The following is a 22,098-nucleotide window of genomic DNA, read 5'->3' on the forward strand; positions in this document are numbered from 1 at the left end:
GATTTACTTTATATAAGTTTATGCACAGCTTGTATAAAAATGTCTCCTCTTTCTTCAAATGTTTTAAATTGATCCCAGCTTGCACACGCTGGAGAAAGAAGAACAACATCGCCATCTTTAGAATGAGCATAAGCCTTCACCACTGCTTCATCCAAAGTATCGACACTTTCAATTATATCTAATCCCGCTTTTTCTGCCGCTCTTACTAGTTTAGGAGCTGTTTGTCCAAATGTTACAATCGCTTTTACATTTTTGAAATACGGAATTAAATCATCGAATTCATTTCCGCGATCAAGCCCACCTGCTAGTAACACAATCGGTTGTGTAAACGCAGATAGTGCTTTCTCAGTCGCTAACATATTCGTTGCTTTTGAATCATTATAAAACTTACGGTTGTTAATCGTTGTTACATATTCTAAACGATGTTTTACACCCGTAAAACGTTTTAACACGACCGTAATTGCTTCATTAGAAGTACCTAATAATTTCGCAATACTCATCGCAGCTAAAATATTTTCTAAATTATGTTGACCAGGTAAAACGATATCGCTTACTTCAACAACTTTTTCACCTTTGAAATAAAGAGCGTTATCTTTTATACACGCGCCATCTTCAATTTCTTTCGTTGTCGAAAACAGGATTTTTTGACCTTTAGAATACGCAGACAAAGCCATCACATCTGCATCATCCGCATTTATTACACTATAATCATTTTCTGTTTGGTTTTTAAAAATATTTGCTTTCGCTAAACCATATTCTTTCTTCGTCCCATGATAATCTAAGTGGGCCTCAAATAAATTTAAAAACGCAGCAATTTTAGGTTGGAACAATTCTACTCCCATCAATTGAAACGATGAAAGTTCTGTAACTACAACTTCATTTTCTTTTGCACCCTGTGCTACTTCACACGCTACAGTTCCAATGTTCCCTGCAATTACAGGATGCTTTTGTCCTTCTTTTAGCATTTCAAATGTCAGCATTGTCGTCGTCGTTTTACCGTTAGACCCCGTAATCCCAACAAATGGTGCTTCTGAAATACGATATGCTAATTCAACTTCCGTAACAATTGGAATTTGCTTTTCTTTCGCAGCAACTAATATTGGATTAGAATACGGGATTCCTGGATTTTTTACTACAAGAGAAATATTTCTCTCTAATAATTCTAAAGGATGACCACCGCATACAACGTCCATTCCTTTTGCTTGTAATTCTGCAGCAAGTACATTCTCTGCTAAAGGCTTTCCGTCATTTACAATAACATTTGCCCCTAACTTTTGTAACAATGTAGCTGCTGCATAACCACTTTTTGCAATGCCTAATACAAGAATATTCTTATTTTGAAATTCAGTTACAGTTTTCAATTACATCCACACCCCGATATAAATTCCTAACACAGCTAATAAAAATCCTGCAGACCAAAACGTCACAACAACACGCCACTCTGACCAACCACATAATTCATAATGATGGTGTAATGGACTCATTTTAAAGACACGTTTTCCTGTTGTTTTAAATGAAATGACCTGAATGATAACCGATAAAGTTTCCATTACGAATACTCCGCCAATAATTACAAGTAGCAATTCTTGTTTTAATAAAATCGCTACAGCTGCAATGGCTCCACCTAAAGCTAATGAACCTGTATCTCCCATAAACACTTTTGCTGGATTCGCATTGAATACTAAAAATCCAAGTACAGCTCCTACAACTGCCATACAAAATATCGCTACTCCAAATTGCTCTTGTGCCACAGCAATAATACTAAATGCTCCAAATGCAATAGCAGCTGTTCCTGATAATAAACCATCTAAACCGTCAGTTAAGTTAACTGCATTTGATCCACCAATAAGCATAAATAGTACGAGTACAAAATACGCCCAACCTAATTCAAACTTAACATCCGTTCCCGGAATCATGATGTATGTGTGGAACGCTTGCCCTTTTCCAATTAAAAAGAATGCAATAGCAATAACAAGCTGACCTACTAATTTTTGTTTTGATGTTAAACCAAGATTTCTCTTCTTAACTACCTTTATGTAGTCATCTAAAAATCCAATCAATCCGTAACCAAACGTCACTAATAGTAATAACGAAACCTCTGCACCTAAATAATTAAACTTAATCGCCATAATAAGTGAAGTTACCATCATAGATACGTATATGACGATACCACCCATTGTTGGTGTCCCTGATTTTTTTTGATGTGACTTTGGTCCTTCATCACGAATACTCTGTCCGAACTTTAATTTTCTTAAAAATGGAATAAACAATGGCGAAAGGGCAACAGAAATTAAGAATGCTACCCCAGCCGTTACTAATAAACCTTGCTCAAGCACATGTAGTCCTCCTCTCACGTTGTTACTCTTCGTTGCTTAAACGCCCTTTAATTGCTTCTTTAGCAACTTCACGATCATCAAAATGATGAACTTCTTTACCAATAATTTGATACGTTTCATGACCCTTACCAGCAATAATAATGATATCATCTGCTTTCGCTTTAGTGATTGCATGGTGTATCGCTTCTTTTCTATCAATAATCACTTCATAATTTTTCCCACTTGCACCATGTACCATATCATCTAAAATAGCCGCTGGATCTTCACTTCTTGGATTATCTGATGTGTAAATTGCATGAGTTGCATATTTTGTTGCAACACTTGCCATTATCGGTCTCTTCGTTCGGTCCCTATCGCCGCCACAACCAACGATACAATACACATCACCTTTTGCAAATTGTTTTGCAGTTTTTAATACATTTTCTAAACTATCCGGCGTATGTGCGTAATCAACAATAACTGTATAATTTTGTCCTCCATCAACAACTTCAAAACGCCCTGGAACCCCAGCTAGTTCTTTTATAACAGCAATGATTGTTTCTAATTTCACACCCGAAACAAGTCCTGCTGCTGTTGCTGCAAGTACGTTATATACATTAAATTTACCTATTAATTTCATCGTAACATTTACACTTTCATATGGTGTGACAAGCGTAAATGTAGTCCCGCCACTCGTCATAACGATATTTTTTGCCATAATGTCACTTGTTGTATCAATACCATATGTTACAACTGTTGCTGCAGTACTTCTCATATACTCTTCTGTTACATTATCATCGCTATTCAGCACAGCGTACTTTTCGCCATTATGATTATAACTATTGCCAAGCTGTGCAAATAGTAACCCTTTTGCATGTTTATATTCTTCCATCGTTTGATGATAGTCTAAATGATCTTGTGTTAAATTCGTAAATACCGCTACATCGTAATCACATCCGTGTACACGACCAAGATCTAACGCATGTGACGAAACTTCCATTACCGTGCTGTCCACACCTTGTTCAACCATTTTTGAAAACGTCTGTTGAAGTGTTAGTGCATCTGGTGTTGTATTTTTCACCTCAAATGTTTCATCACCGATTTTCATATTAATCGTTCCAATTAGCCCTGTTTTATGACCATGTGCTCGCATAATCTCATCCATAATATGCGATGTTGTTGTCTTTCCATTTGTACCTGTAATTCCGATTAAATGTAACTTGTGTGTCGGTTGACCATAAAAATAATCAGCTAAAACCGCTAACGAACGAAAAGTATTTTTCACAAGTACAACTGGAACGTCAACATCAATTGGTCTTTCCGCAACAATAGCAGCCGCTCCTTGTGCCGCTGCTTGCTTAGCAAAATCATGGCTATCAACCGTATATCCTTTCATACATACAAATAAGCTTCCCTCTTTCACTTTACGTGAATCAGCTTCTATAGATGTGATTTCTGGATTTTCTTTTGGAACAACTGGAAAATCATGCAAACATGATACAAGTGTATGCAACTTCATTTCACTAAACCCTCTCTACATTGTTTATTTATCTTTTTTAGTAAGCAACACATTACCTCCTATATAAGGAGGTAAGTGCTACTGACCTATTTATGAATGAGACACTTACTGTCTCAAATTAAGTAACTGTTCTATAAAGAACTCACTTCCACCAATTGTACCATAAAACGTACTATGTTACCTTTAATTCCCGAAGTAAATTCTAATTTTTGAGCCTTCTTTTACTTTAGCTCCCGCTTCTGGTGATTGTTTAATTACTTTCTCTCCATCTCCACTTATATCAAGCTTCAAATCGACGAGTTGTGTTTGTAAGTCTTTCTTTTTCATTCCAATTAAATTCGGAACTTCCACAGTTGGTGTATCGCCCCATTTATATTCTTTCTCAACTTGTTCTTTTCTCGGTTTCACTCCCATAACAGGAAGCGCATCTCGAAGAATATTCCCGACAATTGGAGCTGCTACCACTCCACCAAACTGTGTAACCCCTTTTGGATTATCAACAGCAACATACACAACAATCTCTGGATCATCCGCTGGAGCAAATCCGATAAAAGATACTATATAATTATTCTCTAAATATTTACCATCTTTCACCTTTTGAGCAGTACCCGTTTTTCCACCTACACGATATCCATCAATATAAGCACCTTTACCAGAACCTTTCGCTACAACATTCTCTAATGCATAACGAACTTTTTCTGAAGTTTCCTTGGAAATAACTTTTCTTTTCTCAACAGGTGTCTTTTTACTAACAACTTGATTATTTTTCGGATCAATAAACTCCTTAGCTATATACGGCTGATACAATGTTCCACCATTTACAGCCGCCGCTACAGCTGCTACTTGTTGAATCGGTGTAACAGAAACCCCTTGGCCGAATGAAGTTGTTGCTTGCTCTACTGGACCAACTTTATCTAAATTAAATAAAATCCCACTGCCTTCACCTTGCAAGTCAATTCCAGTCTTCTGCCCAAAACCAAAATTACGAATGTATTTAAATAATCGGTCTTTACCAAGGCGATCACCAAGTTCAATAAATCCCGGGTTACATGAGTTTTGAACGACTTCTAAAAACGTTTGACTGCCATGACCTCCTGCTTTCCAGCATTTCAATCTAGCTCCACCTACTTCAGCTGCTCCATCATCATAAAACGTATCCTTCTCTAAGTCTACTAAATTTTCATTCAATGCTGCAGCTAATGTAATGATCTTAAATGTTGAACCAGGCTCATACGTACTCCATACAGGTAGATTTCTGTTATACACTTCTGGAGAGACACTTTGAAAATCCGCTGGGTCAAAACTCGGTCGACTAGACATCCCTAAAACTTCACCATTTTTAGGGTTCATCGCAATCGCAATCATACCGTCAGGATTATAAGTTGACTCCGCGATATTCATTTCTCTTTCCATAATCCTTGTAATACGCGCATCGATTGTTAATCCTAAATTTAAACCGGCTTCTGGCTTTTTGAAATCATCACCAACATTAGGCATCCTTTGTCCTTTCGCATCTGCAAAAAAACGCACATGACCTTTGTCCCCATTTAGCTCTTTATCATAATATTTTTCTAGTCCCATAAGACCTTGGTTATCGCTACCTGCAAAACCTAATACATGTGATAAAAAGTTTCCAAATGGATAGTACCGGATAGAATCCTCTGCGATATACACGCCCTTCAGACTTAATCCTCGTACTTCTTTCGCTTTGTCATGTGATATTTTCCTTCCGCCTTTATCTAACCTTACAATCGATTCTTTTTTTGTAATCCTTTTATAAATCTCATCTTTTTCCACACCTAATACTGCAGCTAACTTCTCTGCAGTCTCTGCTGGTTTTTCAATTTGCCTCGGTACAACAAAGACAGTTGGAGCACTTTTATTCGTGGCAAGTTCCACACCATTTCGGTCTAAAATTTTCCCACGTTCGGGTTCAAAAGTAATATTACGACTCCATGAATCTTTCGCACGATCCGTTAACATATTCCCAAGAAAAAATTGCACATATCCAAGACGAATATCGATAATCGTGAAAATAAGTATACCTGATATAAGTATAAAAATAAGTCGTTTTCTAACTGTTACATTTGATACACGCATATCGGAACAAGCCTCCCTTACGCCTAGCTTGTTCCAATATATGCTTGTACTTATTTAATTAGAACTTATTCTCTTTTACCATTACGGCTTTTCTGCTTCTTGCTGTGGTTCGAGTGGCGGTACGAGTGTGACACCTAATTCTGTACCAGGTTGTAATAATGTTCCTTCCGCCACACTTTGTTCTGTTACGTATCCTGTACCAGAAGGTTTCAAGTTAAGCTGTAATGTCTTCGCTAAATTCATAACATCACGCAGTGCCCATCCTTGTATATTTGGCATTGTAGGCTTATCTCCTACCAAGAAGACTCGGTCGCCTTTTAATGTTTGTTCAGTCGCTTTTGGTACTTGTTGCTGTACTTTCCCTTCACCTAGTACGATTGGACGAAGTTTTGCTTTATCAATCGCTTTCCCCGCTTCAGCCATCGTTTTACCATTTACATCCGGAACAGTAGTTTGTTGTTCTTTCAGATGTTTTTTCGGATCTTTCACTTCATTTGGCTTAATCTTTAAATACTCTAAACTATTTTTTGTTACATATTTAAAAATATCAGCTAACGGTTGTGCACCGTTCTCATCATCTTTTAATTTCGGCTGTTTAACAGCTACATACACAACAAGTTGTGGATCGTCCATTGGTGCCATACCTAAGAATGAGAATATATAATTCTGTCTCCCTGTCATATAGCCGCCTTTTCCATCCGGAATTTGCGCTGTACCTGTTTTACCACCAACTGAATATCCATCAATTTTATAAGCTGTCCCTGTACCTTTCGGAGATGTAACAACACGTTCTAATAATTGTCTTACTTGCGCTGCTGTTTCCTTTGTAACAGGTTTTCCTACTTCTTCTGGCTTATGTTCTAATTTTACTTTGTCTGTTATCGGATCTACAATTTTATCAATTGCATAAGGTTTCATCATTTTCCCATCATTTGCAATGGCCGTTGCAGCTTGTACAAGCTGAATTGGTGTTACAGTGGAACCTTGTCCAAAAGCTGTTGTCACTTGTTGTATTTGCTGATCAAATAAAATTGTATTCGATCCTTCACCTGATAAATCAATGTTCGTTTTTTCATCTAATCCAAAACTATGAATATATTTTCGGAAACGTTCTGGACCAAGTTTTTGATCTCCTAAAATTGCAAACGCTACGTTTGAAGAACGCTCTACCCCTTCATCAAACGTGATAGAGCCCCAACCAGCACCACCGTTATGATCTTTTATTTTCCTATTTCCGACTTGATATGTCCCGGACTGATAATAATCTTGCCCTTTGTACACACCTTCATTAATGGCTGCCGCTAACGTGAAAATTTTCATTGTTGATCCAGGTTCAAATGCATTGGCAATTGCATCATTGAAGAAATATTTAATTTGACGATCATTAGGGTCATAACTAGGTTTAGTAGACATCGCTAATATTTTCCCAGTTTTCGGATCTGCAACAATCCCTATTAAACTTTCTGGCTCATATTGCTTACTTGCTGCTTTCATCGCGTCTTCTAAATAACTTTGGACACGTTGATCAATTGTTAAATACGCGTTATCTCCATTTTTAGGTGCCTTTACATTAACTTTTCCACCATCAAGGGACACACCTTTACGATCACCTGTATACGCTACTTCTCCGTTCGAAGCACTTAAGTATTTATCCAAGCTTTTCTCTATGCCAAATTGACCTACCGAGGTTCCATTCTCATTTGGTTTTGCATGACCTATAACGTAAGATGCAAAATCACCGTTTGGATACACCCTTGCATTTTCTGTAATAAAAGATATTCCCGGCAACTTCAACGCTTCTATTTGTTCCTTCTTTTCTTTCGTCAAATCCTTGCCTAACGTTCCAAATTCGACTTGACTTCTACCTTCCTTATTTAAAGAAGCTAAAATATCCTCTTCGCCTTTTCCAAGTACTCCTGCAATTTTCTTTGCAGTATCTTCTTTATTCTCAACTGAGTTAGCACCTTTTAGTGCAGCTACCATTTTGTAAGAGTTTGCATCTTGCGCTAACACATGACCGTTTTGATCATAAATGGTTCCTCGGTTCGCTTCAAGAACTCCTTTTTTACTATGCTTTTGTTTAGCAAGTGCATCTAAATCCTGATTATGAACTGTTCCTGTTGATTGTATGTAAAAAAATCGGGCTAATAACAGCAAAAAGAGCAGGAGGAAAAATATCATAAAATAACCTGCTCCCTTATTGGTATGAAATTTAGTCATATTCTTCTTCATCGTTCCTTCACACCTATTGCCTTATTTGAGGCCTTTCACATTATTCGCATTAATTTCTAGCCCGTGTTTTTTTGCAACTTCAGCGATTCGTTCATAGCGACTTAACTTCTCTACTTCAGCTTGTAATTCTTGATTTTCTTTTTGCTGCTGTACAATTTTTTCTTCTATCGTCGCTGCTTCTACATTAACTTGATAAAGGCCTGCTTTATTTCCAATAAACGCGACACAGGCATACAATAAAAAGCCAATAAACGCTACATACAACAGTTTTTCGATTCTTGTAATTTTTGCTTTAACCTTCGGCTTAGCCATCTGCTGTGGGGGCGTTTGAATTTGCACCTCTTCTTGCGCTTGTTGTTTGTACTTTACAGCTAAATTAGTCATACCTCTCTCTCCCTTTTATCGTTTTTCAGCGATTCTCAACTTCGCAGAACGCGCACGATTATTTTCTTCTAGCTCTATATCAGAAGGTAAAATCGGTTTTCTTGTAATAAGCTTTAATTTCGGCTTAAATTCATCAGGAATAATCGGTAATCCTGGCGGCAATTGTGGCGTTGTACTATTTCGCTTAAACGTTGTTTTACAAATACGATCTTCTAATGAATGGAATGTTATAACACTAACCCTTCCACCTGGCTTAACCATCTCAATAGCAGATTCCAATGCTTCTTCAAATACTTTTAATTCATCATTTACAGCTATACGAATTGCCTGAAACACTCGCTTAGCAGGATGCCCACCCGTTCTACGAGCTGGAGCCGGAATACCTTCTTTAATTAGCTCTACTAATTCTCCTGTCGTTTCAATAGCTTTATTCTCACGATAAGCTTCAATTTTTCTTGCAATTTGTTTTGAAAATTTCTCTTCACCGTATTGGAAGAAAATCCTTACAAGTTGTTCATATGACCAGCTATTTACAACATCATACGCTGTTAATGGGGCATCTTGATCCATCCGCATATCTAGCGGTGCATCATGATGATAACTAAAGCCTCGTTCTGGTGTATCTAATTGTGGGGATGAAACACCTAAATCAAATAAAATGCCATCTACTTCTGTTATACCTATTTCCTGCAGTTTTTCAGCTAAATAACGGAAGTTACTCTTTACTGTTATAAACTGTTCACCGTATGAAGAGAACTTTTCTTTCGCGTTTTGAATCGCTATCTCATCTTGATCAAACGCTATTAATTTTCCACCTTCAGTTAATTGGGATAATAAATAAGAACTATGTCCTCCTCCCCCCAGTGTACAATCTACATATGTACCATCTGGCTTTATATCTAAGCCGTCTACTGTTTCCTTTAAAAGCACTGTTACGTGTTTAAACATTGTTGCACCTACTCTTTTTCCAATTAATTATGTTGAATGTATCCCTTCCTCTAAACACATATTTCACGCTTAGAGAATGAAATAATACGAAAGAACGACTCATTTAACTTACCAACAAAGGCAACATACTATACAAATCGCTATTTTCTTTTATTATATACTAAATTTTATCATCTTTTGCGGGAATTTAAATAAAAAACTGTCGAAAAAGCGAATAATACGTTTACATTTTGTGCTATTTTGTCATATATTTAAGTATCCAACACAATTGCCATATCTAACATTTTTTGATTGATAATTCAGAAAAAAATCACTTCACAGTAAATTCAACGGAATAAAAATAAAATCCTGCTCCAAAGAGCAAGATTTTATAGTTTTATAACATGATGTTTTCCGTCCCAAGAAAAAGGGTTTTCCATTACACGATCAACGAAATCCAAACCAAACTGATTTAAATAATAACATACATTCCACACACGTTCTTGCGGTGCACCTAATGGACGAAGTGCGAATTGTATACGGCGGAATTTATTTAGCTGAACCTCATACTTTTTCTCAACATTTCTTTTCAACATTCTTTCCAACAGTTCAATTTGTTCATTAATTTTCAATTCGTTTTTCCCTGCAAACGCACCTAACCCTGGCTCTATTTTCTTTACAAATTGCTGTAAAGATGTATGAATATCGGCAATTTCTTTTTTCGCCTTTTCAAAATGATCATCAATCGGTTCCTCTATTTGATTAGACAACCAGTTTTCACGCAGTTTATCGACATCATTTAAAAACGGATCAATTTCTCTCAATTGCAGATCGAATAAATCTGTCGCTATATCTCTCTCCACATAAGTAATTGTAAGACGAGGAACGACAGGTGGCATTTGAAAACCGACAGTATGGAATACTTGTTGTAATTCACTCCAATAAGCTAATTCCCCTGGACCTCCAATAAATGCGAGCGTAGGAAATACATACTCTTGCATAAGAGGACGTGTTACAACATTATTACTAAAACGTGCCGGATTTCTCTCCATCTCTTCAATCAACTCTTCGTATGAAAAGGAATGCGCCCCATCCTTTCCAACAAACTTCCCTTGATGCTCTTCAAGCAATACTCGTTCATTATCTATTTCCATGAATATATGCACTGCATGAGACTTCGTTTCAATTATCGGTTTGTATCCTAGTTCTTTAATTACTTCCTGCTGATTACGAAGGCCCTTTTGTACCTCTTTATACTTACTTATAATTCGCTTGAAAAATGGAATTTCTAACTTTCTTAATTCAGGATGATGTGAATCAACAAGGATTAAACCAGAATTAGCAAAGATTTTCGTAATAAGATGAGCAAAGAAATCTACATACGTATTCGATTTTTTCAAAGCATCATCAACAAATTTTAATACATCTTTTGTAAAATTTGTTTCTGGGTATGTTTTAAAAATCTCTTCAATCCAATTTCTACAATCTTCAACAGAAAGTTCAGACTCAGAAGCACTTGCCTTTTTCGGATTACGGTCATAAAAAATAGTTTTTTTCATCTTTTTATTTTTCGCTACAAAAGTATGATTAATCTCATCCATATCATGGTCTTCACCCGCAATCCAGAAGACAGGGACAACTTTAACTCCTAAACTTTCTTCCTTTTCCTTTGCAAGCTGTAAAATTGAAATAACTTTATGAATTGTATAAAGCGGTCCAGTTAATAACCCCGCTTGTTGTCCAGCTATAACAACATATGTATTTTCATCTCCAAGCGCTTTTACATTTTGAAGTGTAGATTCTCCCGCTTGTAATTTTGTATTATATTCTAATAAATGCGCTACTAAATCTTGGCGGAAAAACTCCCTTTCACGCAAATCATGTAAACGTTGTTTAAAAGCATCTTCTGTTAACATATAATCAAAACATGACTGTATCTCTTTTTTACCGTTCATATAGTCCGCTACAATACCTTGTTGCGGAACAGAGATTTCTTTTATCTCCATATAATTCTTCCTTTCGTATCCAGTTCTCTCACCAATCCACATTGTAGTCAATGTTTCACGTAAAAGCAAAGAATAACACTTATACTCTTGTTTCTAAACCTTTTATTGCATCGAACAAAAATTGAAGTGTCGGAACTGGTCGTTGCTGTTTCTTAGCTTCTTCTAATACATATCCAACAATCGCATTAATTTCCGTCTGTCTACTCGCTCTTACATCCGCTAGCATAGAAGATGTATTACGAGACGTTCCTTCACACACATTTCGTACCATTTGCCATACCATTTCTTTTTCTCCTCTAATAAGAAATGCTGCCTCCTGAAACACTTGCTCCATCATTTGATAAAAAAAACGATTCGTGATTAATTCACCATTCTTAACTCCCAATAGTGCTGTCAACGGATTGATACATACATTTACTACTAATTTTTTATGCATAATCTCTTCCCAATCCGTTTCTATTTGAACTGGAAAATAAGCAACAGGAAAATAATTGAATATTTTTTTAAAATGTATAGATTGACCACAAACCACTCCAAATTTTGTTACCCCTATCCCAGTATGATGAACGATATGCCCTCCCTCTTTTTTCGCACCATGTTCTACAATACCAACAGCTATATTTTTACTCCCTATGTTCAGCATCTTTTGAAGATGCGACATTCCGTTTTGCAAAAAGATTAATGATGATGCCCCTTCCACAAACGGTAGTACGTCATCTATATGATATTGCTTCACAGCAATAAATATATAATCTAAATTTTGCGCTACCATACTTTCTATCGGTAAAACAGATGGATATACTGTTTCACATCTTCCATCTCTAATACAAGTTACACCTATTTCATTTAATTCTTCAGCTTGCTTAGCTGTTCTTGTAAACAACGTAACATCTTGGTTATTTTTTTGTAAATAAAATGTATACAATAGACCAATAGCACCTGGTCCGACAATTCCAATTTTCATTTTCACACAAGGAATTCACACTAAGTGCCCTTGCCTTCCCCCCTTTATATCTTTTTAAAGCACCTGAGCACGCCCTATAATTCCGCTGTCCTCTGCCCAACAAATATACTCTCATTTTTCACTATGTATGTACCACCTATTAATACGCTTCTACTCTTAGTTTAGCAAATCCTCAAAAAAAATAAAAAAAGAAATATACTATCTTCTTCATAAAAATAAAAAAATGAGTTATACTATTATTATAAATATTTTTACTTTTCTGCATTCAACGAGACAAGAAAAGGATGTGATGTAATGGGATTCCCAAAAGTTGAGCGCTTGCTCATCAATTATAAAACGTTAGATGAATTCAAAAAATTTAAAGGGTGCGGAGCCCAGGAACTATCTATGCTGGAAGAATTGCAAGCAAACATTATTGAAAACGACAGTGAATCTCCATTTTACGGTATTTATTATGGCGGATCACTAATCGCACGTATGAGTCTATATATGAAAAGAAACGGCGGAGAACCATTCGAAATTACAGGTCCCTACCTAGAACTTTATAAACTTGAAGTATTACCAACTTTTCAAAAACAAGGATTCGGGCAAATGCTTGTAAATCATGCGAAACAAATGCAATTTCCTATTAAAACGATAGCACGTATTCATTCAGCTGGTTTTTGGGATAAATTAAATTTCAACCCCGTATCAGTAACTGATGGAGATTTTTATATTTGGCAGCCAGAAGCAAATTTGAATGCGGTTACAAACGAAGAATCGGCTTAAGAAATAAAAAAACAGCTGTATAACAGCTGTTTTTTATTTCTTAAGCTTCTCTAACTTCTCATTCGAGCGAGCATTGTTTCTTTCCGCTACCATTACACTTCTTTTTTGATCGATATAATCAAGTAGTGTTCTATACTCTTCTTCATATACTGATAATCGCTCCAGAAGACGCTCTCTTTCTGTTTGTAATGATTCAACTTGTTGTTGCAACACCGTTAAAGAGTTTTCATCTTTATAATTTTGCAAGAAATCAATAACATCATTCAACGTAATTGACGTAGGTTCTAACACCTTTGTCTCTTTCACTTCATAATTTTCTACTTTACGAAGTTGCTTTGCTTCCTCAATACGTTCTTTATATTGCTTTCTTACGTAAGAATTCCATCTAAACCCACATGCTGCTGGTGTACGAGATAAATTTTTCCCCACTTCCTTAAAGGCAGAAAGTTGTGTTCCACCTTCTCGAATATGCCGGAGTACTACTTCTGCCAGAAGCAAATCTTCATCATCAGTCCAAGCATCTTGTCTTGTTGTCGCCATCTCTCTAGTCCTCCCTATGCATTTTTTATTAAGCATATGCAGTTACTAGAAAAGATAGAATACAACAACTAAAGATTAAGACAAAAAAAATAAACGCAGAAGATATCTTCTGCGTTTATTTTCCCGCAATTACTTGCTGATTACTTCTTTACCTTTGTAAGTACCGCATGCTTTACATACACGGTGAGCTAATTTCGCTTCACCACAGCTTGGGCACTCTACCATACCAGGTACTGATAATTTGAAATGCGTACGACGCTTTCTTTTTACTGTTTTAGAAGTTCTTCTAAAAGGTACAGCCATTCTTCCCACCTCCTTAAAAGAAATAGTTATTTTCATATGAAGGCCTGAACCAGTCTTCCGATTATTTGTCAAAAAACTTTGCAAGTCCTGCCAATCTTGGATCAACAGTCTTTTCTTTGTCTTCTTCCGAAATCACTTGCCAGTCTTGACCTTGCGTCGGTGCTCCACCAGAAACATCATCACTGAAAATTTGCATTGGAATCTCCAAAAGTATATTTTCCTTGATTACGGGCAGTAAGTCAAGTACTTCTCCTTCTAAAGAATGAATTTCAGCTTCAGTTTCAAATTCTTCTTGTGAAGTTTGGAACACCTCAGTTGTTTTAATGTCAAATGGTAATGTCACATCTACTAAAGAGCGAGAACATGGTAAAACCATGCTTCCAGTTATATGTAGATGAAACGTAAACTTACCGGAGCCAAAATCAACTCTTCCCGTTACATGAACAGGATTAATTTCACGAATATCTTTCTCGACCTCTTTTAGCTCACTTACATCTACCATCTCATCTAATGTCAATCCTTTATTTCTCAATTTATTCAATTGATGGATGGACCATTTCATATCATATCACCTCAAGGCAACAAACAAAATTATAGCTAGCCATTTTATATTTGTCAATGTTTTTTCTTTACACTATAATGAAGTCATCATAGTAAATAATATATAGAGTATCACGTTTTTCAAAAAGATGCTACATCGAAAGGAGAGATTACCATAAAAGCTGGTGGTATTGTTGTTGAATATAACCCTTTTCATAACGGTCATCTTTATCATGTGCAACAGACAAAAAAGTTAACACAATCTGATATAATAATTGCCGTTATGAGTGGTCCTTTTTTACAGCGTGGTGAGCCCGCACTCATTTCCAAATGGTATCGCACTAAAATGGCCTTAGCAAACGGCGTAGACCTTGTTGTAGAGCTTCCATACGTCTTTGCAACACAAAAGGCTGAAACCTTCGCAAATGGTGCTATTTCCATTTTAAATGCCCTACGTGTTTCTGAAATTTGTTTCGGTAGTGAGGATGGACAAATCGAAAATTTTTATAATACCATCTCCGTACAAAAAAACGAAGAAGAGACTTTTAACTACCTTGTAAAACAATTCATGGACGCTGGTAATAGTTATGCAAAAGCAACATCGGATGCTTTCTCACACATTTTAACATCTGAAAAAAACATAGATATGTCACAACCAAATAATATTTTAGGCTTCCAATATATGAAAGCAATTCTGTCACAAAATAGCTCTATACAAACTCAAACTATAAAAAGATTTGCCTCTCATTATCATGATGAAACATTTAATGACCAACATATTGCAAGCGCAACAAGCATCCGAAAACAACTCTTTAGCGAAGAAGGATCATTTACAACAATTAAACCTTTTCTCCCACAGGCAACCACTTCGCTTTTAGCAAATTACAAACAAAACTACGGGATATTACATAATTGGGAACAATACTTTTCATTTTTTAAATATAGACTCATTACGATGTCTCCAGGGGACTTACGACATATATATGAAATAGAAGAAGGTTTAGAGCATCGTATTTTATCAAAAATACAAAACAGTTGCTCCTTCTATTCATTCATGGAAGCATTAAAAACAAAACGTTATACATGGACTAGATTACAAAGAGCTTGTACACACATTTTAACAAACACAACAAAAGAGGAAATACGTAGCGCAAATATAGAACAACACGCACCATATATTCGCCTGCTAGGCATGTCACAAAAAGGACAAACTTACCTTTCAAAAAACAAGAAAAAAATCGAACTTCCAATCCTTACTCATACAAAAACATTCGACCATGCCGCTTTAGATATAGAGAAAAAAGCAAACTCTGTATATTTCTCCATCATGCACGAACCGTTACGCACACAACTATTAAAACAGGATATAACACACCATCCTATTCGCTATGATGAAACAACTACAAAATTCCTATAAAAAAACCTCTCTATTTCAGAGAGGTTTTTTCCTTATCCATCTTTTCTAAATATGTTAACGCATCATCCAGCGTATCTACTGGTACAATTTTCATTTTTGTTTTAATATCCTTTGCAGTCTCAAGTGCATCTTTATAGTTCGATTTCTCCGCACCTTTTTCATTTGGCGCAAAGAACACTTCAGCCCCCGCATCGCTAGCAGCCACCACTTTTTGATTTATACCACCAATTGGGCCCACTTCTCCTTTTTCATTAATTGTACCTGTTCCAGCTATTTCATGTCCTTTCGTTAAGTCTTCTTCCACAAGTTGATTATATATTTCTAATGTGAACATTAAACCTGCGGATGGTCCACCAATTTCATGAGAATTAATTTTCACTTTCGGATCGACCACTAATTCTCTTTCCGTAACGATAGAAACACCTATACCGACACGTCCATTCCCATTAGGAATCGTCTTTACATTTAAATTCTCTTTCAATTGTTTTCCATTTCTCATGTACTCAATACTTACAGCATCGTTTTCTTTTTTCCCTGTCATATATTCAATAAATTGCTCCGTCTTTTCAAATGTTTTTCCGTCAACAGCTATAATAACATCACCAAGCTTAAGCTTTCCTTCTGACGGCATTCCTTTTGCCACACCAGCAACTAATACACCTTTATTTTCAAAAGATACTGAGCGATTTGCACGTTTATATGCATTATAAATTGCTGCATTTTGCGAATCTTTCATCGCATAATTTTGGCGAAATTGATATTCTTCATCACTCTCACCTTTTTGCAATATTTCTTCCGCTTTCGAAATATGTGTATATTTATTAAACTGTGCCGCTATTAAATTCACCACATTTGCTGGTCCCATTGAAACCGTAACAAGCATAAAATCACCAGATTCTTTCGTTCCACCCTCAACTTGAACATAAGGCTCTAATTTGGCAGCCATTCCTGGTTTTGTTACATAATACGGTAAACGTACGTAAACAAGTAACATCGCCAATATAACCCCTATTAAGATTGCATATATAAACCGAAAACGCTTAAACATTATGTTTCTCCTTCCACTGCTCAATTAATAAATAAATATTTGAAACATGTTTTTCTGCTTCTACTTCTCCAACTCGAATAATGTCTTCAATGTTTGTAAAAGCACGTGAACTAAATTGCTCTACAGCTGGTCGCATCATTAAATCCGATGCAATTTGCCGATTCATTACAAGCTCATGCTGCATAATTTCAATACTTTACATAATTACGTCATAAATGGACGTAACATCGCCATTCACCTTAATTGGAGATACATCAACAGCGATAACAATATCGGCCCCTAACTCTTTCACAACCGATACTGGGATGCGATCAATGACTCCACCATCCACTAATAATCTTCCATCTATTTTTTCTGGTACAAACACTCCAGGAACAGATATGCTAGCCCTCACCGCATCTGCAACTGGCCCACTTGTAAAAACCACTTTTTCCCCCTTCAATATGTCAGTAGCCACAACAGCCGTCGGGATATCTAACTCTTCTAAATTTTTATTATATGTAAACATTTTAATCATATCTTTGACACGTTTTCCAGCAATAAATCCCATTTTCGGTACCGTGAAATCTAAATAATACTTCCGTTTAAAAACAGATGCCAATTTATACAATCTTTCAACGTTACTACTTGCCGCATAAAACGTACCTATTAGCGCCCCCATACTACTTCCTGCAATCATGTGAATAGGGATACCCGCTTCCCTTAAAACCTTTATTACACCAATATGAGCAAACCCTTTCGCTCCTCCAGACCCAAGTGCTAAACCAATCTTTGGTTCTTTCATTTTTCTCACCCTTTAATTTTTTTCATTCCTTTTTCATACTTATGGTCTAAATTCACTACGTATCCACGTATACTGAAATGAACGTTTTTTGGGACAAAGGGGGATTTACTTACATGTATGAAAAATGGAAAACCGCTTTCCTTACCATATCAACGCTATTTTTAACCTTTTCTCTTGTACTCCACCCCCAAGCCGCTTTGCAAGCTTCTATTCGCGGGTTAAATATATGGTGGGAAGTTGTATTCCCTTCACTACTACCGTTTTTCATCATTGCGGAACTTCTAATTAGTATCGGTGTTGTAAAATTTATTGGCGTTATATTAGAACCACTCATGCGCCCACTTTTTCGCGTTCCAGGGATAGGCGGATTTGTTTGGGCGATGGGAATGGCTTCTGGTTTCCCTGCAGGCGCCAAATTAAGCGCTAGACTACGAAAAAGCAATCTTTTAACTCAGATTGAAGCGGAGCGCCTCGTTTCTTTCACAAATTCTTCCAATCCACTTTTTATTTTCGGTGCTGTGTCTATCGGTTTTTTTAATAATCCGAAATTAGGAATTATATTAGCCGCTGCCCATTATTTCAGTAACTTTGCTGTCGGATTAATTATGCGTTTTTACGGCGATAATACCGCTTACAAAAATAATACACACACTACAAAAAAACGTCGCTTTCAAAACCCTTTTTTAATTCTTCACGAGACACGCTTACAAGAAAAAAGACCAATTGGTAAATTACTTGGGGATGCCATTGTTTCTTCTATTCAAACATTACTTATGATTGGCGGATTTATTATTTTATTCTCTGTGTTAAATAAAATGATTACTGTATTCCACATTACAGCAGCTCTTTCTTTTATTATGCAACATATTTTATCATTCTTCCAACTAACTACTGAATTTAGTATTCCCATTTTATCAGGCATTTTCGAAATGACACTCGGGAGCCAAATGATTAGTCAAATAAATGAAACACCCCTCCTGCAGCAAGCGATGGTAACAAGCTTCATTTTAGCATTTAGCGGCCTTTCTATTCAGGCACAAGTTGCTAGCATATTAGCTGAAACAGACATACGATTTAAGCCCTATTTTTTCGCACGAATTATCCAAAGTATTCTCGCTCCTATTTTTACCTTTATATTTTGGAAACCATTTTATGAAAAAGTAAGCTCTTTTTCACCTATGCAAAAAGATATTCCCGTATTTTTTTCCAATTCTTCTTTTATACTGCATGAAATTTGGACATCTTTTATACACTATGGACCGATATTTACTTTATTTTGTTTATACGTATATGTTATTTTATTATTTTTCCGTAGCAACAAAGAAAAACCCCGTTCACTTTAACGGGGTTTGAAACTTTTCTTTTAAAGCACGTTCTACAACAGGAGGTACAAGATCTACTACACTTCCGCCATATCTCGCAACTTCTTTCACAATGCTCGAGCTTAAAAATGAATATTGGTTATTTGTCATAATAAAAAAGGTTTCAATGTTTTCATCTAATTTTCGATTCATAGAAGTAATTTGCATCTCATATTCAAAATCAGAAACTGCTCGTAACCCACGTAAAATTGCATTTGCATTACGCATTTTCGCATACTCTACTAATAGTCCACTATGTGAATCTACTTTTACATTCGGGATTTCCTTTGTTGCTTCTCGAATTAAGTCTAAACGCTCTTCAACTGAAAAGAACGGTTTTTTTGACGAGTTGTTTAAAACTACTACGTATACCTCGTCAAATACTTTTGCTCCCCTTTTAATAATATCCAGATGCCCAAGGGTAATTGGATCAAAACTTCCCGACGAAATAGCTATACTAGTCATTCTGTCCCCTCACCTTCATACTTATAGATCGATATTGCTGTAATGCCGTAATTCTCAGCTCGCACTTTTACAAGCCTTCCTATAGACTCAGGTAAAACTACATCATTACCATGCTCTGACATAATTAATCCATCTCTATGTAGCAATCCATGTTGATCCATCACACTAATTAAAGATACAATTTTTTGATCTTTATATGGCGGATCAATTAATATAAGATCGAATGCTATTTCACGTTTTATAAGAGCCTTTACCGCGCGTTCTGCATCATTTCGATATACTTCAGCTTGTTCCTGTACTCTACAACTTTCTAAATTTTGATGAATTACTTTTATTGCTTTACTATCCCGATCAACAAAAATTACTTTATCGATCCCTCTGCTCAAAGCCTCAATTCCAAGACCACCACTACCACCAAATAAATCAAGGGCGATACCACCATCAAAATAAGGACCTATCATATTAAAAATAGATTCTTTTACTTTATCTGTCGTTGGACGTGTTGTATTACCAGGAACCGCTTTAAGTGGGTGTCCTTTACATTTTCCTGAAACTACTCTCATCTGTTGTCACTACCTTTATTTCAATCTATCGAGCGATTATAGAAAGCCATTCCCACTTCGGTAACAGTTAACAAACCACATTCACCTAACTATAGAAAAACTCGGCCTCAAATAACCTCTCGTTATTTTTATGTATTCATCTCATCATTCACTAATATGAACCCAATATGTATATTAGTTCCACTTTATCTTTTTTATCCTATCACAAAATAAAAAAAAGAAAAATAAAAAGCCCAACATAAAATTTAATTTCATTATGTATATCTTCATTTAGATTGGACATAAATAATTATAACAACATCACCTTCGATGTTGTTGCCAACCGCGGAGAAGACTTACGTTTCCCCATAAGTTCTTCCTCCGGTTTCTCCTCTCCCTTTGCCTTCTTACTAGTACATGCTAGTATAAGAAGGGCCCTGCTATGCAGGGTTTTTTTTTCTTTGTGTGCTTTTCATTTAAAAAGTGAAATGGTACAGTAAAAGAAAGAGGAGGAAAAGATATGATTCAACGCTTTATAGAACTTGGAGAAGGCTACTCTGATTTATATGAATTACTTGAAATTGCCAAAACAAATCAAGAACGTATAGCACATATGTTACAATTTGAAACGATAAAAAACGATAAAAAAGTGTGTTCGCTTGTTGTAATATTAAAACCAACTACTACTGGTGATTTCCAACCATTATACATATGTCGTGAAGGCATTCCTGTATTTGAAAATAAAAAAAGTAAACGTGTCATTTTATTTGAAGAAACGGCAGAACAACTCGGAAAAAAAGTGGCTACCTTTACTGTAAAACCATCTACAACTTTCCCAGAAAAAGAACTATTTTTTAATCATTTAATTGGTATTTTACGAATGAACAATTTCATTCCTCCGATGAAATAACGTGTTATTTCAAGTGAAAAATCCCCGGCTAAATTTAGCAGGGGATTTTTTCTATTAGCTATAATCGTATTCTTTTGCTCGATCAGGACGGGAATTTTCAAATTCCGTTTTTAAATACGGGCGATACGACTGTTCTATCTTTTTCACAAAAGGAAGTTTGTTCAACTTATGCATCATATGCTCAATTTGTTCCATATCACAATATACTACAGCATATTTTAATCGTTTTGATATGTAATGTATGTTACCATATTTCCTTAAAATCTTGGCATGTTTCAATGAATGTAAATAAACAATCATACTTTGTCGTTGCCCGAACATAATCTTCTCCATCTTCTCCTTTTAAAAACATATATTTTATATTCTATGAAAACCAATCAGAAATTTATAACATTACAGGACAAACTCTGTATACGTTTTCTTCCAACTTCTAAAAAACGGGGTACATCACCCCGTTTTTTTACAACCACAACCTCCGCCAGTACCACAACCTCCACCACAGCCACCAGCATCAAAGAATGGATTTCCTGTTGGCACTTTAATGGAAGAAGACACTTCCGAACCGATTGCTACACTAACTTCGTCTAATAACTTCTGCAAAGCAGTTTCTGCTCTTTTAAAAGCTGCAACCTTATCATGTAAGTCCACAGAACGCTTTAATTCTCTCATTTTCATCGACACGGTAGTATAGTCAGGATGGTATTTTCCAAAACGCTGTACTTCCTCATACCGTTCTTTCATCGCTGTAAATTGCTGAATTAGCGTCTGAAGTTCCATATCTTCATGTAATTCTCTATAATACTTACGATAATCTTCTGCTATATCTGAACAGATAATCGCTTTTGCAAGCTGCTCTGCCTTATCTAATATTAATACGCTTTCTAGCGTCGCTACAATCATGAGAGACACCTCCGAGTATCCATCATACCACATTTAGATTAGAACTACTAATTGAAGTGACTTACTCAAAAGA

At 36.0% G+C, this 22,098-nt stretch carries 21 protein-coding genes and 1 pseudogene; 4 read left to right on the plus strand and 18 right to left on the minus strand.

Annotated features, from left to right (window positions below; all coding sequences use genetic code 11):
- Nucleotides 1-8 precede the first annotated feature (8 nt).
- From murD to panE, 9 genes are all read right to left on the minus strand, one after another.
- Nucleotides 9-1,361, minus strand: a complete 1,353-nt coding sequence (murD, locus tag MHB52_RS20335) for a UDP-N-acetylmuramoyl-L-alanine--D-glutamate ligase (protein WP_000860128.1) — start codon at nt 1,359-1,361, stop codon at nt 9-11.
- Nucleotides 1,362-2,336, minus strand: a complete 975-nt coding sequence (gene mraY, locus MHB52_RS20340; RefSeq protein ID WP_000893060.1) for a phospho-N-acetylmuramoyl-pentapeptide-transferase — start codon at nt 2,334-2,336, stop codon at nt 1,362-1,364.
- Between the two features lie 22 nt (nt 2,337-2,358).
- Nucleotides 2,359-3,834, minus strand: a complete 1,476-nt coding sequence (gene murE, locus MHB52_RS20345) for a UDP-N-acetylmuramoyl-L-alanyl-D-glutamate--2,6-diaminopimelate ligase (RefSeq protein ID WP_000766319.1) — start codon at nt 3,832-3,834, stop codon at nt 2,359-2,361.
- Between the two features lie 183 nt (nt 3,835-4,017).
- The gene (locus tag MHB52_RS20350; RefSeq protein WP_001266237.1) at nt 4,018-5,934 is read right to left on the minus strand and encodes a stage V sporulation protein D; all 1,917 of its coding nucleotides are present in this window, start codon (nt 5,932-5,934) and stop codon (nt 4,018-4,020) included.
- Nucleotides 5,935-6,015: 81 nt separating this feature from the next.
- Complete coding sequence (locus MHB52_RS20355) at nt 6,016-8,166, minus strand: penicillin-binding protein (protein WP_000739958.1); 2,151 nt, start codon at nt 8,164-8,166, stop codon at nt 6,016-6,018.
- Between the two features lie 21 nt (nt 8,167-8,187).
- Nucleotides 8,188-8,550 (minus strand): cell division protein FtsL, encoded by a 363-nt coding sequence (ftsL, locus tag MHB52_RS20360; protein WP_000182804.1) that lies wholly within the window; start codon nt 8,548-8,550, stop codon nt 8,188-8,190.
- Between the two features lie 15 nt (nt 8,551-8,565).
- Nucleotides 8,566-9,498 carry a 16S rRNA (cytosine(1402)-N(4))-methyltransferase RsmH gene (rsmH, locus tag MHB52_RS20365; RefSeq protein ID WP_000472508.1) on the minus strand — a complete coding sequence of 311 codons (933 nt, stop codon included), beginning with the start codon at nt 9,496-9,498 and terminating at the stop codon, nt 8,566-8,568.
- A gap of 368 nt (nt 9,499-9,866) precedes the next feature.
- Nucleotides 9,867-11,483, minus strand: a complete 1,617-nt coding sequence (bshC, locus tag MHB52_RS20370) for a bacillithiol biosynthesis cysteine-adding enzyme BshC (RefSeq protein ID WP_000403029.1) — start codon at nt 11,481-11,483, stop codon at nt 9,867-9,869.
- Nucleotides 11,484-11,562: 79 nt separating this feature from the next.
- Nucleotides 11,563-12,447 (minus strand): 2-dehydropantoate 2-reductase, encoded by an 885-nt coding sequence (gene panE / locus MHB52_RS20375; protein ID WP_016118560.1) that lies wholly within the window; start codon nt 12,445-12,447, stop codon nt 11,563-11,565.
- Nucleotides 12,448-12,741: 294 nt separating this feature from the next.
- Here panE and MHB52_RS20380 point away from each other — a divergent pair, with 294 nt between their 5' ends.
- Nucleotides 12,742-13,215, plus strand: coding sequence for an N-acetyltransferase (locus MHB52_RS20380; RefSeq protein ID WP_000506695.1), 474 nt, complete (start codon nt 12,742-12,744; stop codon nt 13,213-13,215).
- Between the two features lie 33 nt (nt 13,216-13,248).
- Here the strand turns inward: MHB52_RS20380 and MHB52_RS20385 are convergent, their stop codons facing one another.
- The 3 genes from MHB52_RS20385 to MHB52_RS20395 form a co-directional block, all read right to left on the minus strand.
- Nucleotides 13,249-13,755 carry an RsfA family transcriptional regulator gene (locus MHB52_RS20385; RefSeq protein WP_000246468.1) on the minus strand — a complete coding sequence of 169 codons (507 nt, stop codon included), beginning with the start codon at nt 13,753-13,755 and terminating at the stop codon, nt 13,249-13,251.
- A 129-nt stretch (nt 13,756-13,884) separates the two neighbouring features.
- Nucleotides 13,885-14,058 (minus strand): 50S ribosomal protein L32, encoded by a 174-nt coding sequence (gene rpmF, locus MHB52_RS20390; RefSeq protein ID WP_001984764.1) that lies wholly within the window; start codon nt 14,056-14,058, stop codon nt 13,885-13,887.
- Between the two features lie 61 nt (nt 14,059-14,119).
- Nucleotides 14,120-14,620 (minus strand): YceD family protein, encoded by a 501-nt coding sequence (locus MHB52_RS20395; RefSeq protein ID WP_000872149.1) that lies wholly within the window; start codon nt 14,618-14,620, stop codon nt 14,120-14,122.
- 213 nt (nt 14,621-14,833) lie between these two features.
- Here MHB52_RS20395 and MHB52_RS20400 point away from each other — a divergent pair, with 213 nt between their 5' ends.
- Nucleotides 14,834-16,015 carry a nucleotidyltransferase gene (locus MHB52_RS20400; protein WP_061663491.1) on the plus strand — a complete coding sequence of 394 codons (1,182 nt, stop codon included), beginning with the start codon at nt 14,834-14,836 and terminating at the stop codon, nt 16,013-16,015.
- A 10-nt stretch (nt 16,016-16,025) separates the two neighbouring features.
- On the opposite strand, the gene MHB52_RS20405 is transcribed toward MHB52_RS20400, so the two are convergent.
- Nucleotides 16,026-17,063: a SepM family pheromone-processing serine protease gene (locus tag MHB52_RS20405; protein ID WP_016118562.1), complete on the minus strand. Its 1,038-nt coding sequence runs from the start codon at nt 17,061-17,063 to the stop codon at nt 16,026-16,028.
- A pseudogene (locus MHB52_RS20410) lies at nt 17,056-17,847 on the minus strand (patatin-like phospholipase family protein). Before MHB52_RS20410 ends, MHB52_RS20405 begins: the two are co-directional and overlap by 8 nt.
- Before the next feature lie 113 nt (nt 17,848-17,960).
- Here MHB52_RS20410 and ylbJ point away from each other — a divergent pair.
- Complete coding sequence (gene ylbJ, locus MHB52_RS20415; RefSeq protein WP_000273085.1) at nt 17,961-19,190, plus strand: sporulation integral membrane protein YlbJ; 1,230 nt, start codon at nt 17,961-17,963, stop codon at nt 19,188-19,190.
- Here the strand turns inward: ylbJ and coaD are convergent.
- Nucleotides 19,182-19,673, minus strand: a complete 492-nt coding sequence (gene coaD, locus MHB52_RS20420) for a pantetheine-phosphate adenylyltransferase (RefSeq protein ID WP_000200599.1) — start codon at nt 19,671-19,673, stop codon at nt 19,182-19,184. The two genes, ylbJ and coaD, sit on opposite strands and share 9 nt — an antisense overlap.
- Complete coding sequence (gene rsmD / locus MHB52_RS20425; protein WP_001266980.1) at nt 19,670-20,236, minus strand: 16S rRNA (guanine(966)-N(2))-methyltransferase RsmD; 567 nt, start codon at nt 20,234-20,236, stop codon at nt 19,670-19,672. Before rsmD ends, coaD begins: the two co-directional genes overlap by 4 nt.
- A 499-nt stretch (nt 20,237-20,735) precedes the next feature.
- Between rsmD and MHB52_RS20430 the strand changes: the two genes are divergently transcribed.
- Nucleotides 20,736-21,125, plus strand: a complete 390-nt coding sequence (locus tag MHB52_RS20430) for a DUF7147 family protein (RefSeq protein ID WP_000616017.1) — start codon at nt 20,736-20,738, stop codon at nt 21,123-21,125.
- Between the two features lie 54 nt (nt 21,126-21,179).
- Here the strand turns inward: MHB52_RS20430 and MHB52_RS20435 are convergent, their stop codons facing one another.
- Both MHB52_RS20435 and MHB52_RS20440 read right to left on the minus strand, forming a co-directional pair.
- On the minus strand, nt 21,180-21,446 hold the full coding sequence (locus MHB52_RS20435) for a YlbG family protein (protein WP_002082261.1): 267 nt from the start codon (nt 21,444-21,446) through the stop codon (nt 21,180-21,182).
- 126 nt (nt 21,447-21,572) lie between these two features.
- Nucleotides 21,573-22,025 carry a YlbF family regulator gene (locus MHB52_RS20440; RefSeq protein ID WP_000634366.1) on the minus strand — a complete coding sequence of 151 codons (453 nt, stop codon included), beginning with the start codon at nt 22,023-22,025 and terminating at the stop codon, nt 21,573-21,575.
- Nucleotides 22,026-22,098 lie beyond the last annotated feature (73 nt).

This window comes from Bacillus sp. FSL K6-0073 (assembly GCF_038006085.1).
Taxonomy (GTDB): domain Bacteria; phylum Bacillota; class Bacilli; order Bacillales; family Bacillaceae_G; genus Bacillus_A; species Bacillus_A cereus.